We start from the raw sequence: 12,496 nt of genomic DNA, 5'->3' as shown, positions 1-12,496 counted from the left end.
CGCGGGCGAAAAATCCTTACGAAATAGGGATGTAGGCTGACGTTCGTGGTCAGGCGAGGTAGGGGGCGGTGTCTTTCCTCTGCCACATCAGTGTTTTCCCCTAACGTCTCAGATTTTTATTTTTTCTCGTGCGGACGGCTTCTATAATTGTCCATACACGAACTGATGTTCCTTATATGGAACATTCGGGATTCAGGAGAAGGTAGCACATGACTGAAGAATGGCGTTGCGCCGGACATGCCGGCGACCTGTCCGATGACGCGCCGCTCGAGTACAAACTCGAGGGCACGGAGATAGGCATCTACAAGGTGGGCGATGCGCTGTACGCGCTGGAAAACGTCTGCCCCCACGCGTACGCGTTGCTGACGCAGGGATTTGTCGACGGCGATACCGTCGAATGCCCGTTGCACGAAGCCGTGTTCCATATCCCGACTGGCAAGTGCTTGAAAGAGCCGGGCGGCCGCGACCTGAAGGTGTACGCGGTTCGTCTCGCCGGTGAAGAAATCCAGATCAAGGTGGAATGACATGCGAGAGCAAGCCGTGAAATTCAATCCCTCCCTGAAGCCGTGGCTCGCGCCCCAGCCGAACAACGTGGCCGGCAAGGGCGTCATCGAAAAGCCGGGCGAGGCGCAAAACCTCGTGTGGCAAACCCGCAAGGCCGAGCCGACGCAATACGAGAACGACTTCGGCGATGCGCTCGAAAAAGTGTTCGATGCGGGCGCGGTGGAGTTGCAGGACGTTGTCGACGGCTTGAACCGCATCGGCTTCCGGACACCGGAAGGCGCGGCGTGGACTGACGAGCGCCTGACCGCCGAATTCCGCCTGCTCGCCGAATAGGCGCGCTACCCAGACAACCTTGCGAACCCGTCGCACCGCCCACGCATCTGGAGTCTTTTCATGACGTCCCCCACACCCCATACCACCACGGACCACGGCACGGCCGATCCGCTTCAGGCTTACCTCGACCTCGGTCTGCGCAACTACTGGTATCCGGTCGCTCCGAGCTGGCAAGTCGGCAATGCGCCTATTGGCCTGACGCGCCTCGGCGATCAGATCGTCCTGTGGCGCGATCAGGAAGGCCATGTCCACGCGCTCGAAGATCGCTGCCCGCACCGCGGCGCGCGTCTGTCATTGGGCTGGAATCTCGGTGGCAGCGTCGCGTGCTGGTACCACGGCATTGAAATCGACGGTGGCGGCACGGTCACCAAAGTTCCGGCGGTGTCGAACTGCCCGCTCGAAGGCCAGAAGTGCGTGAAGTCGTATCCCGTTCAGGAACACGCGGGCGCTATCTTCCTGTGGTTCGGCGATGACGCCCACAAGGAACCCGCCCCACTCGTATTGCCGGAAGAACTGGTGAGCGAGGAGTACGCGAGCTTTCTGTGCATGTCGAACTGGAAGTGCAACTACCAGTACGCGATCGACAACGTGATGGATCCGATGCACGGCGCGTATCTGCACGCGACCTCGCATTCGATGGCCGAAGGCGACAAGCAGGCCGACATGCGCGTGCGCAAGACCGAAACCGGCTTGATGTTCGAGAAAGTCGGCCAGCGTGACGTGAATTTTGACTGGGTGGAACTCGGCGAAACCGGTTGTCTGTGGATGCGCCTCGCAATTCCCTACAGGAAGAAGTTTGGCCCGGGCGGCAACTTTGGGATCATCGGCTTTGCCGTTCCCGTCGACGAAAGCAACTGCCAGGTGTACTTCTGGCGCACGCGCAAGGTGTCGGGATGGCAGCGCGACGCATGGCGTTTCATGTATCGCAACCGCCTCGAAGGTCTCCATTGGGACGTGCTGGAACAGGACCGCTATGTCCTCGAAAGCATGGCGCCGGATGCCCGCCAGCATGAATTCCTCTATCAGCATGACGTCGGTATGACGCGCGTGCGTCGCATGTTGCGGCAGCGCGCGCAGCAGGATTTCGATGCACTCGCCGCGCATCGTGCGCAAGCGGCCACCGCCACGGCGAGCGCAACAGCAGGGCATAGCCATGCATAACGCCAACGCTGCGTCCGCGGCACTCACCGGCCGGCGCGTGATCGTCACGGGCGGCGCGCGCGGTCTCGGCGCGGCGTTTGTGCGCTCGCTGGCGCAGGCCGGCGCGCAAGTCGTGTTCGGCGATGTGTTGCACGACGAAGGTCGTGCGCTCGCCGAGACGCTGCAGAGCGAAGGTCACGCGGCGCACTTTCTGCCCTTGGATCTCGCTGATCCATCGAACATCCAGAGCTTCGTCGCCCAGGCGGTGAAGCAACTCGGCGGCCTCGATGCGCTCATCAACAACGCGGCGATCACCAACTCCGGCGGCAAGTTTGCCGGCGAGCTGTCGGTCGATACATGGGATGCGGTGATGAACGTCAACGTGCGCGGAACGTGGCTGATGAGTGCCGCGGTGCTGCCGCATTTGCGCGACTCGGGCCGCGGCAGCATCGTCAATATCGCTTCCGATACGGCGATGTGGGGCGCGCCGAAACTGTTGGCTTATGTCGCCAGCAAAGGCGCCGTGATCGCGATGACGCGTTCGCTCGCGCGTGAATTCGGTGTCGACGGCATCACGGTAAACGCGATCGCACCGGGGCTGACCGAAGTCGAGGCCACCGCCTACGTGCCGGCCGAGCGTCACGAGTATTACCTGAAAGGCCGCGCGTTGACTCGCGCACAGGTTCCCGACGATGTGACAGGGCCGGTCCTGTTCCTGTTATCCGATGCCGCACGCTTCGTGACTGGCCAGTTGCTGCCGGTGAACGGCGGCTTTGTGATGAATTGATCTTGTCTTGACCGAAAGGAGAAAGAGATGGCGGACACCGATTTCGAACACAAGTCGTGGGATCAACCCGCGGAAGCCAGTTTTGCGCAGTGGATGGACACGCGCGTTGCACGTCTTGAAACCCGTCGTTACGACTGGGACGCGCTGAAGTTCCAGGCCGACTACGACCCGAAGTATCGCCGGGCGCAAATGCGCTATGTCGGCACGGGCGGCACGGGTGTCGCAAAGGATGTCAATACGGTGCCCGCAGGCGGCTTCACGTTCTCAACCATGGTGATTCCGGCCGGCAATATCGGACCGAGCCATATTCATATGGATGTCGAAGAAATTTTCTTCGTGCTGCGCGGCAAGATGAAAGTGATTTGCGAACGCGACGGCGAGACCTGGGAATCGGTGCTCGGCGAACGCGATCTGATTTCGGTGCCGCCGGGCGTGTATCGCACGGAAGTGAATATCGGCGAAGAAGACGCGCTGATGTGCGTGATGCTCGGTTCTCCGAAGCCGATCACGCCGACGTATCCGCCGGACTCGCCGCTTGCCAAGCTGAAGCGATAAGCGGCAAGCACTTGGGTGCGAAGCGCAGGGCATTGCCTGTTCGACGCCCTGCGCTAGAAATGCCCACGCGACAACCCTGCACCGCACAGTCGCCGTACTGAAGTCACCTTACTTTGCACTTGCAGATAGAAACCATGCCCGCTGTCCCGTCCGTCACTGCCGATCTCGCCGTCTCGCTGGAAGCGCGTCTTGCGCGATTTCCGCTGCAGCAGGCCGTTACCGCGGCGACGCAGACCGTGGGTTATCGCGAAGCGCGCGAACCGGCTTCTGTGCGCGACGAGGTGTTGCCGCTTGTGCTGCTACATGGCATTGGCTCCGGCGCAGCGTCGTGGGTGCAGCAGTTTGAAGCACTGGGCGCGATGCGGCATGTGTTTGCGTGGGATGCGCCGGGATACGGCGTTTCGACGCCGGTTGTTCCACCTTCGCCTCACGCGGCGGACTACGCAGACGTTCTGCGCGGCTGGCTCGACGCGCTCGGCGTCGAGCGTTGCGTGCTGGTAGGGCATTCGCTGGGCGGGATTGTCGCTGGTGCATTTGCTGCTGCAAATCCGCACCGCGTCGCAGGCCTTCTGCTGCTGTCGCCTGCTGGTGGTTACGGCGCGGCCAACACAGACTTGCGCGAAACGAAGCGCGACCAGCGTCTAGCGATGCTCGCCGAACTCGGCCCCGCGGGTCTTGCAGAAAAGCGCAGCGCAAACATGCTGTCCGCGCACGCCGACGAGACAGCTCGTGCATGGGTGCGCTGGAACATGGCGCGCATCGTGCCGCAAGGTTACGCGCAAGCGACGCATCTGCTCGCCAACGCCGATCTTGCCGCCGACCTCTCGCGCTTTCACGGACTCGTCAACGTTGCTGTAGGCGCCGAAGACACCATCACACCGCCGTCCGCATGCGAACGGCTGGCCCTCGCGGCACGTACGTCCTTGCAGATTGTGCCGCGTGCCGGCCATGCCGGATATATCGAAGCCGCTGACGCGTACACCGCGATCATCGACACGTTCTGCCGCGCCAGCGCGGCACCACGGAGCCACTGAAATGACGCCCGACACGATCACCGCCGAGCGCGCAACAGACGATGACAACGCCGAAACTGGCTACAAAGTGCCCGGTCTCGAACGCGGTCTGAAGATCCTGACTGAGTTCTCGCCGCGCGAGCCGGTGCTGGGCGCACCGGAGTTGTCCCGGCGCCTGAAGATTCCCCGCACGACGGTCTTCCGTCTGCTGCAAACGCTTGAATCGCTCGGTTTTCTGGAGCGAGCCGACAAGGACCGCAACTATCGCTTGGGCGTTGCGGTGCTACGCCTCGGCTTCGAATACCTGAGCTCGCTCGAACTGACCGACCTCGGCTTGCCGATCATCGAGTCCTTGCGAAACGATACCGGTCTGACAAGCCACATCCTGATCCGCGACGGACGCGACGTGGTGTTCGTCGCCAAGGCGCAAAGTCACACGCCGATTTTCAGTTCGGTGAAGGTCAACGTCGGGACACGCCTGCCCGCTCATGCGACGACTCACGGTCAGGTGCTGATGGGCGATCTGACGCTCAACGATTTACGCATGCTGTACCCCGAGCCGAAGTTGCATCGCTTTACCAAAATCACACCCGAAACGGTCGAGGAGCTATACGAGCGAATTCGCGATGACGCGCAGCGCGGTTTCGCGATCAGCGAATCGTCGTTCGAGCGCGGCATTTCGGTCGTGACGGCGCCGGTGCGTAACGACACGGGCCGCATCGTCGCAGTGATCACCACTACGATCCCGCGGCCGGAGATCGATGCAGCGCTGCTCGACAGCGGTCTGATCGACAAGGTGCGCGGCGCGGCTGACGAACTCTCGCAACGCCTGAACTATCGGCCCAAGAACGGGCTGGCGACGGGCAGCAAGTACATGAAGGCATTGGGGCTCTAATGATCCAGATCGATTTGACCGGTCAGGTAGCGGTGGTGACGGGCGGCTCGTCCGGCATCGGTCTTGCGACCGCCGAACTGTTTTTGCGTGCGGGTGCATCGGTCGCTATCTGCGGACGCGACGCCGAACGCCTGGCACTTGCGGAGACGGCTCTGAAGACGCAATTTCCGTCTGCACAACTGCTGGCCACGCGCTGCGATGTGCTCGACGCAGAGGAAGTCAACGCCTTCGCACAAGGCGTGCAGCGCCGCTTCGGTCGCACCGACATGCTGGTGAACAACGCTGGCCAAGGCCGCGTATCGACCTTCGCCGACACCACCGACGATGCTTGGCGCGAAGAACTCGACCTGAAGTATTTCAGCGTGATCCGCCCGACCCGCGCGTTCCTGTCGATGCTGCGCGACGCGGCCGGCACGGGCAATGCATCGATCGTCTGCGTGAATTCGCTGCTCGCGCTGCAACCGGAGCCGCATATGGTGGCGACCTCCTCGGCGCGCGCAGGATTGCTGAGCCTCATCAAGTCGCTGGCGGTTGAACTGGCGCCGCAGCGTATCCGTGTGAATTCGATTCTGATTGGCATCGTCGAATCGGGCCAATGGCGCCGCCGCTTCGAGACGCAAGCCGAGCCGGGCCAGAGTTGGGAAGACTGGACTGCAGAACTCGCACGCAAGAAGAACATTCCGCTTGGCCGCTTCGGCCGTCCCGAAGAGGCCGCACAGGCACTCTTTTATCTGGCTACTAATCTGTCGTCCTACACGACGGGCAGTCATATCGATGTTTCTGGAGGCAATGCACGACATGTCTAATAAAACCACCGTCGGCGAGCTGATTGCCGCCTTCCTCGAGCAATGCGGCGTTCGCACTACGTTCGGCGTGATCTCGATCCATAACATGCCGATCCTCGACGCGATCAACAGCCGCGGCAAGATCCGTTATGTCGGCGCACGCGGCGAAGCCGGTGCGGTCAACATGGCCGATGGTCTGGCACGTGTGTCCGGTGGCCTTGGCGTCGCGTTCACCAGCACGGGCACCGCGGCCGGCAACGCGGCAGGCGCGATGGTTGAAGCGCTGACCGCGGGCACGTCGCTGCTGCATATCACTGGCCAGATCGAAACCGAATACCTCGATAAGGACCTCGCGTACATCCACGAAGCGCCGGACCAGTTGTCGATGTTGTCGTCGATCTCGAAGGCCGCCTTCCGCGTCCGCACTGCCGAGACCGCGCTCCCGACCATCCGCGAAGCGGTGCGCGTCGCGCAGACTGCGCCGAGCGGCCCGGTGAGTGTCGAGATTCCGATTGACATCCAGGCTGCAGAAATCGAATGGCCCGCGGACCTCAGCGCGCCGCACGTGACGACGCTCACGCACGACAGCAAGCGCGTCGTGCAACTCGCCGACGCGCTGGCCAAGGCCACGCGTCCGCTGCTTTGGCTTGGTGGTGGCACGCGTCACGCGCGGGCAGCGGTTGAGCGTCTGGTGGCGCTGGGCTTTGGCGTCGTGACCAGCGTGCAGGGCCGCGGCATCCTGCCGGAAGATCATCCGGCGACGCTCGGCGCCTTCAACGTACACGCATCGGTGGAAAGCTTCTACAAGACGTGTGACGCGGTCCTCGTGGTCGGTTCGCGTCTGCGTGGCAATGAAACCTTGAAGTACAAGCTCGCGCTGCCGCAACCGTTATACCGCGTCGATGCCGACGCACTCGCCGATAACCGCGGCTATCGCAACGAGCTGTTTGTGCATGGCGACTCCGCTGCGGTATTGGAAGAACTCGCGACGCTGCTCGAAGGCCGTCTCAAAGTGGATCCGAAGTTTGCCGTCGATCTGGCCGCTGCCCGCGAGATCGCCGTAGCGGATGTGGGCAAGGGTCTCGGGCCGTACAAGCGCCTCGTTGACGCGCTGCAACGGTCGGTGGGCACGGACTATAACTGGGTGCGAGATGTGACGATCTCGAACAGCACGTGGGGTAACCGCCTGCTGCAGATTTTCACGCCGCGCGCCGGGGTGCACGCTTTGGGCGGTGGTATCGGTCAAGGGATGCAAATGGCAATCGGCGCCGCGCTGGCGGAAACCGCGGCGAAGACGGTGTGCCTCGTCGGCGACGGCGGCCTGATGGTCAACGTCGGTGAACTGGCGACGGCCGTGCAGGAAAATGCCAACGTCATGATCGTGCTGATGAACGACCAGTGCTATGGCGTGATCCGCAACATTCAGGACGCTCAGTATGGCGGCCGCCGCTGCTTCGTCGATCTGCATCAACCGGACTTCGCGCAGTTCTGCGAAAGCTTGAAGCTCACGCATTACCGCATCAAGTCGCTCGACGACGCGGACGAGGTCATCCGCGAAGGTCTGGCGAAAACCGGCCCGGTGCTGGTTGAAGTGGACATGCTGTCGGTCGGTTCGTTTGCCACTGCGTTTGCTGGGCCGCCGGTCAAGGAGCAGGAGCCTGAACATGCATGATCTTCGCCACGCGGGACATCACGCGCCCGTCGACGTTGCGATGATCGGCTTCGGGGCGATCGGCCAGGCGGTGTATCGCTCGGTCGTGGCAGATCCGCAGGTGCGTGTGTCGCATGTGATCGTGCCCGAGCGCCATGCGGCGTCGGTGCGTGAGGTGGTGGGTTCGTCGGTGGACGTGGTGTCATCGGTGGCGGCGCTGAACAGCCGCCCGCAGTTTGCGCTCGAATGCGCGGGCCACAGTGCGCTGGTCGACCACGTCGTTCCGCTGCTGAAAGCGGGCACCGATTGCGCGGTGGCTTCGATCGGCGCGCTCTCGGACGTGCTGCTGCTCGACGCGCTCTCGGCCGCTGCGGATGAAGGCGATGCCACGCTGACGCTGCTATCCGGCGCCATTGGTGGCGTTGATGCTTTGGCCGCGGCGAAACTGGGTGGCCTCGACGAAGTGCTGTACACGGGGCGCAAGCCGCCGCAAGGCTGGCTCGGCACGCCCGCCGAAGAAATCTGCGATCTGCAGAGCCTAAAGGAAGAGCGGATCATTTTCGAAGGCAGCGCCCGTGAAGCGGCGCGGCTTTATCCGAAGAATGCCAACGTGGCGGCGACGATTGCGCTGGCAGGCCTCGGCCTCGATCAGACCATTGTGCGTCTGATCGCAGACCCGGCGACGACGCGCAACGTGCACCGCATTCTGGCGCGTGGCGCGTTCGGCGAGATGTCGCTCGAAATGTGCGGCAAGCCGTTGCCCGACAACCCCAAGACGTCCGCGCTGACCGCGTTCAGCGCGATCCGTGCCCTGCGCAACCGCGCGGCGCGTTGCGTGATTTGATGAGATGTAACTGAGCGGATGACCGACATGACTCACTTCGATACCAGCCTCGTGCCCACCGGCGATATTTTCATCGGCGGCGAATGGCGGCAAGGGCGTGGCAACCCGTACAAAAGCCTGTATCCGGCGGATCAGTCGGTCAACATGGAAATCTCGACGGCCAGCGCCGACGATGCGCGCGATGCGGTCGAAGCCGCGGACATTGCATGGCGCAAAGCGGATTGGGCCGGTCTGAAGCCGCATCAACGCGCGTTGGTTCTGTACCGTATCGCCGATCTGATCATGGCGCGTCACGAAGCACTGGCGCATCTGCAGCGGCGCGACAACGGCAAGCCGATCGGCGAAACACGCGTACTGGTGGCGAGCGCTGCCAACACGTTCCGCTATTTCGCCGCGTGCCTCGAAACGCTCGATGAAGAGCTCACGCCATCGCGTGGCGACTACATGACCATGAGCGTGCACGAGCCGATTGGTGTGATCGCAGCTATCACGCCGTGGAATTCGCCGATCGCATCGGATGCACAAAAACTTGCCCCTGCGCTTGCGGGTGGCAATGCGGTGGTGTTGAAGCCGGCTGAGGTGACGCCGCTGGTCTCGCTCGCGTTGGCGCGCATCTGCGAAGAAGCGGGCGTGCCGAAGGGCGTGTTGAGCGTGTTGCCGGGTAAAGGTTCGGTGATTGGCGACGTGCTGGTGCGTCATCCGCTCGTCAAGAAAGTGTCGTTCACCGGCGGGACCGAAGTGGGTCGTGGTATCGCGCGCATTGCCGCGGACAAGCTGATGCCGGTATCGCTGGAACTGGGCGGCAAGTCGCCGACCATCGTCTTCGAAGACGCGGATATCGATCACGCGGTGAACGGTGTGCTGTACGGCATTTTCAGTTCGTCAGGCGAAGCGTGCATCGCAGGCTCGCGGTTGTTCGTGCATCGCCCGATCTATGACGCGTTCATGAAGCGCCTGGCCGAAGGCGCACGCAAGTTGCGCGTGGGCGACCCGTCGAGTCCAGAAACGCAGATGGGTCCGTTGATTACGCCAGCGCATCGCGAATCGGTGGAGCGTTACGTCGCTTTGGGCCTGGAAGAAGGCGGACGCCTGCTCTGCGGTGGCGAGCGGCCGGTCGGCGATGGACGCGAACAAGGCAACTTCTATCAGCCCACTATTCTAGAAGGCCTGTCGAACAGCGCCCGCATCTGCCAGGAAGAAATCTTCGGACCGGTGCTGGTGGCCATGCCATTCGATGACGAAGCGTCGCTTCTCAAGCAGGCCAACGACAGCGTGTTTGGCCTCGCTGCCGGCATCTGGACGCGCGACTACAAGCGCGCCTGGCGCGTGGCCCGCGCGCTCGAAGCCGGCACCGTCTGGATCAACACGTACAAGCTGTTCTCGATCTCGACGCCGTTCTCCGGCTGGAAAGAGAGTGGGATGGGTCGCGAGAAAGGGCGTCTCGGCATTCGCGAATATATGCAGCAGAAGAGCTTGTACTGGGGCTTGAACGACGCACCTTTGGCATGGGCCAATGCGCCCCAGACGAATTGAGAAACAAGAGGCACGACATGACGATTCTCGGCATTGAACAGATTACCTACGGTGTGACGGACCTCGAAACCTGCCGACGCTTTTTCGCCGACTGGGGTTTGAAAGAGACTGCGCACGACGAAACCCGCGCCCGCTTCGAATCGCTGAACGGCTGCACGATTCTGGCCGTGGATTCGAACGATCCGTCGCTGCCGCCCGCCTTCGAAGAGGGTCCGACGCTGCGTGAAGTGACGTGGGGTATAGCGACGCGGGCCGAACTCGACGCATTGCGAGGCCGCTTTGCAGGTCAGCCAGGACACTTCGAAAACGACGACGCGGTGGGGTGCATCGACCCGAACGGCATGGCGATTCGGGTGGAAGTTACGCGCAAGCGCGACGTCGAAACGCATGGCTCGCCGTCGAACGTGTGGGGCCAGACGTTACGCGTGAATCAACCGTCGCCGATCTATGAACGAGCCGAACCGGTGGAAGTGGGACACGTGGTGTTCTTCACCAACAACCTTGCCGAAACGGAGAAGTTTTATCAGGAACTGCTCGGCTTCGAGATGTCGGATCGTTACCCGGGACGTGGCGCGTTCCTGCGCTGCGCGCCGCATGGCGGACATCATGACCTGTTCCTGCTGGCGCTGCCAAATGGCAAACGTGGCCTGAATCACGTCGCGTTCACCGTGCGCGATATTCACGAAGTGTTTGGCGGCGGCATGCATATCAGCCGCTGTGGCTGGGACACGCAACTCGGGCCGGGCCGCCATCCGGTGTCGTCGGCGTACTTCTGGTATTTCCAGAACCCGGCCGGTGCGCTCATCGAGTACTACGCGGATGAGGATCAACTGACGCCCGAATGGCAGCCGCGTGATTTCGAGCCGGGGCCGACCGTATTCGCCGAATGGGCGATCGATGGCGGCATCGACGGCAACACGCGTCGCCAGAAGAATGCGAAAGCGCCGGAGGGGAAGTTCATGACGGAGCGCAAACATGACTGATGTTGCCGCATCAAGCGCACACGCAAGCCTGGAGGCACCACGCACGATCGTCGTGATCGGCGGGGGCCAGGCCGCCGGATGGATCGTGAAGACCCTGCGCAAGGAGGGCTTCGAGGGGCGCCTTGTGATGATCGCTGACGAGATCCACTTGCCGTATGAGCGGCCACCGCTGTCGAAAGCGGTGCTGGCGGGCGAAGCGGATATCGACACCGTTCGCCTCGTCAAGCCGGACGACTTCGACGCCCTGAACATCGAAGCGTGGCAGCCGGATACCGCCACGTCGATTGACCGCGAGCAGCGCATCGTGCGTACGCTATCGGGCCGCGAAGTGCAATACGATCGGCTCGTGATTGCCACCGGCGGAGCCGCGCGACGCTTGCCCGATGCCTTGGTGAAGACTTCCAGCATCGCCTACCTGCGCACGCTCGACGAGGCGGTGGCGCTTGGCGAGCGGTTGCGGGCGAGCCAGCACGTGCTGGTGATCGGCGGTGGCTGGATCGGCCTGGAAGTGGCGGCAACTGCACGCAAGCTCGGCGTTGCAGCAACCGTCGTCGAAGGTGCGCCGCGTCTGTGCGCCCGCTCGGTGCCGCCGGCTATTTCCGATTTCCTGGTTGAACTGCATCGGGCCAATGGCGTGGACGTGCGCCTTGATTCAGGTCTTGTATCGCTCGACGATCACCCCGATAACGCCGACGGCGTGCGTGCCACGCTGGCCGACGGCACAACGCTCGATGCCGACTTCGCCGTCGCGGGTATCGGCCTCACGCCGCATACGGCGCTCGCGCAAGCAGCAGGCCTTGCAATTGCCGACGGCATCGTGGTCGACCATTTCGGCGCGACCTCCGACCCGCGCGTGTTTGCATGCGGCGACGTGGCGAACCATCCGAGCGCGTGGCTAAAGCGCCGCGTGCGGCTCGAATCCTGGGCGAACGCGCAGAACCAGGCTATCTCCACGGCGAAAGCCTTGCTCGGCACGTTCGAGCCCTATGCGGACATTCCGTGGTTCTGGTCCGATCAGTACGACGTGAACTTGCAGATCCTCGGCGACATTCCCAACGACGCGCAGCTGGTCGTACGCGGCGATCTGCCCGGCAAACGCGCCACGCTCTTCTACGTGGAAGACAGTGCGATTCGCGGGGCGATTGCGATCAACACGCCGCGCGATCTGAAACTCGCGCGCAAATGGATGAACCAGGGCCGAACGGTCGACCTTGCGATTCTCACTGACGCCAGCACGGCGCTCGCATAACTCTTTTCGGACGGCGACAACGGCATGAGAACCATCGACAACACCATGGGGGACCGCAGCAGCGCCGGTGTCTCAGGCCCTGTGACCCGGGGCTCGATCATTGCGCGTCTGGAACGCTTGCCGGGCAATGCGATGCAGGTTCGCGCGCGGATCCTGATCGGACTCGCCACGTTCTTCGACGGCTTCGACGTGATCGCCATCGCGGCCACGTTGCCGATCCTGAT

At 62.7% G+C, this 12,496-nt stretch carries 13 protein-coding genes and 1 pseudogene; all 14 read left to right on the top strand.

Going from position 1 to position 12,496, the window contains the following annotated elements; genetic code table 11:
* The first annotated feature begins 209 nt into the window (after positions 1-209).
* Complete coding sequence (locus M0954_RS02860; RefSeq protein WP_122157420.1) at positions 210-524, top strand: non-heme iron oxygenase ferredoxin subunit; 315 nt, start codon at positions 210-212, stop codon at positions 522-524.
* Between the two features lies 1 nt (position 525).
* Complete coding sequence (locus M0954_RS02855; RefSeq protein ID WP_122157419.1) at positions 526-837, top strand: recombinase-like helix-turn-helix domain-containing protein; 312 nt, start codon at positions 526-528, stop codon at positions 835-837.
* Positions 838-897: 60 nt separating this feature from the next.
* Entirely contained in the window at positions 898-1,998 is a 1,101-nt protein-coding gene (locus tag M0954_RS02850; RefSeq protein WP_123386700.1) for an aromatic ring-hydroxylating dioxygenase subunit alpha, read from the top strand.
* Positions 1,991-2,764, top strand: a complete 774-nt coding sequence (locus tag M0954_RS02845; RefSeq protein ID WP_297351539.1) for an SDR family oxidoreductase — start codon at positions 1,991-1,993, stop codon at positions 2,762-2,764. Before M0954_RS02850 ends, M0954_RS02845 begins: the two co-directional genes overlap by 8 nt.
* Positions 2,765-2,791: 27 nt before the next feature.
* Positions 2,792-3,319 (top strand): cupin domain-containing protein, encoded by a 528-nt coding sequence (locus M0954_RS02840; protein ID WP_123386699.1) that lies wholly within the window; start codon positions 2,792-2,794, stop codon positions 3,317-3,319.
* A gap of 134 nt (positions 3,320-3,453) precedes the next feature.
* Complete coding sequence (locus M0954_RS02835; RefSeq protein ID WP_297351537.1) at positions 3,454-4,353, top strand: alpha/beta fold hydrolase; 900 nt, start codon at positions 3,454-3,456, stop codon at positions 4,351-4,353.
* Between the two features lies 1 nt (position 4,354).
* The gene (locus M0954_RS02830; RefSeq protein ID WP_297351535.1) at positions 4,355-5,227 is read left to right on the top strand and encodes an IclR family transcriptional regulator; all 873 of its coding nucleotides are present in this window, start codon (positions 4,355-4,357) and stop codon (positions 5,225-5,227) included.
* Complete coding sequence (locus tag M0954_RS02825) at positions 5,227-6,033, top strand: SDR family oxidoreductase (RefSeq protein WP_297351533.1); 807 nt, start codon at positions 5,227-5,229, stop codon at positions 6,031-6,033. The genes M0954_RS02830 and M0954_RS02825 overlap by 1 nt, the downstream gene beginning before the upstream one ends.
* The gene (locus M0954_RS02820) at positions 6,026-7,684 is read left to right on the top strand and encodes a thiamine pyrophosphate-binding protein (RefSeq protein WP_297351531.1); all 1,659 of its coding nucleotides are present in this window, start codon (positions 6,026-6,028) and stop codon (positions 7,682-7,684) included. Before M0954_RS02825 ends, M0954_RS02820 begins: the two co-directional genes overlap by 8 nt.
* Positions 7,677-8,507, top strand: a complete 831-nt coding sequence (locus M0954_RS02815) for an aspartate dehydrogenase (RefSeq protein ID WP_122157413.1) — start codon at positions 7,677-7,679, stop codon at positions 8,505-8,507. The genes M0954_RS02820 and M0954_RS02815 overlap by 8 nt, the downstream gene beginning before the upstream one ends.
* 27 nt (positions 8,508-8,534) lie before the next feature.
* Positions 8,535-10,040, top strand: a complete 1,506-nt coding sequence (locus M0954_RS02810; protein WP_122159365.1) for an aldehyde dehydrogenase — start codon at positions 8,535-8,537, stop codon at positions 10,038-10,040.
* 17 nt (positions 10,041-10,057) lie between these two features.
* Positions 10,058-11,023, top strand: coding sequence for a VOC family protein (locus tag M0954_RS02805; RefSeq protein WP_297351529.1), 966 nt, complete (start codon positions 10,058-10,060; stop codon positions 11,021-11,023).
* Entirely contained in the window at positions 11,016-12,272 is a 1,257-nt protein-coding gene (locus M0954_RS02800; protein ID WP_133893847.1) for an FAD-dependent oxidoreductase, read from the top strand. Before M0954_RS02805 ends, M0954_RS02800 begins: the two co-directional genes overlap by 8 nt.
* A gap of 24 nt (positions 12,273-12,296) precedes the next feature.
* A pseudogene (locus tag M0954_RS02795) lies at positions 12,297-12,496 on the top strand (MFS transporter); the annotation flags it as partial.

The organism is Paraburkholderia sp. (assembly GCF_026225065.1).
GTDB lineage: Bacteria > Pseudomonadota > Gammaproteobacteria > Burkholderiales > Burkholderiaceae > Paraburkholderia.
This window is presented reverse-complemented; position numbering and strand designations above follow the sequence as displayed.

Coding starts and splice junctions, on each gene's coding strand:
- M0954_RS02855 (WP_122157419.1), top strand. CDS start 526: ATGCGAGAGCAAGCCGTGAAATTCAATCCCTCCCTGAAGCCGTGGCTC.
- M0954_RS02860 (WP_122157420.1), top strand. CDS start 210: ATGACTGAAGAATGGCGTTGCGCCGGACATGCCGGCGACCTGTCCGAT.
- M0954_RS02810 (WP_122159365.1), top strand. CDS start 8,535: ATGACTCACTTCGATACCAGCCTCGTGCCCACCGGCGATATTTTCATC.
- M0954_RS02815 (WP_122157413.1), top strand. CDS start 7,677: ATGCATGATCTTCGCCACGCGGGACATCACGCGCCCGTCGACGTTGCG.
- M0954_RS02835 (WP_297351537.1), top strand. CDS start 3,454: ATGCCCGCTGTCCCGTCCGTCACTGCCGATCTCGCCGTCTCGCTGGAA.
- M0954_RS02850 (WP_123386700.1), top strand. CDS start 898: ATGACGTCCCCCACACCCCATACCACCACGGACCACGGCACGGCCGAT.
- M0954_RS02800 (WP_133893847.1), top strand. CDS start 11,016: ATGACTGATGTTGCCGCATCAAGCGCACACGCAAGCCTGGAGGCACCA.
- M0954_RS02805 (WP_297351529.1), top strand. CDS start 10,058: ATGACGATTCTCGGCATTGAACAGATTACCTACGGTGTGACGGACCTC.
- M0954_RS02840 (WP_123386699.1), top strand. CDS start 2,792: ATGGCGGACACCGATTTCGAACACAAGTCGTGGGATCAACCCGCGGAA.
- M0954_RS02825 (WP_297351533.1), top strand. CDS start 5,227: ATGATCCAGATCGATTTGACCGGTCAGGTAGCGGTGGTGACGGGCGGC.
- M0954_RS02820 (WP_297351531.1), top strand. CDS start 6,026: ATGTCTAATAAAACCACCGTCGGCGAGCTGATTGCCGCCTTCCTCGAG.
- M0954_RS02830 (WP_297351535.1), top strand. CDS start 4,355: ATGACGCCCGACACGATCACCGCCGAGCGCGCAACAGACGATGACAAC.
- M0954_RS02845 (WP_297351539.1), top strand. CDS start 1,991: ATGCATAACGCCAACGCTGCGTCCGCGGCACTCACCGGCCGGCGCGTG.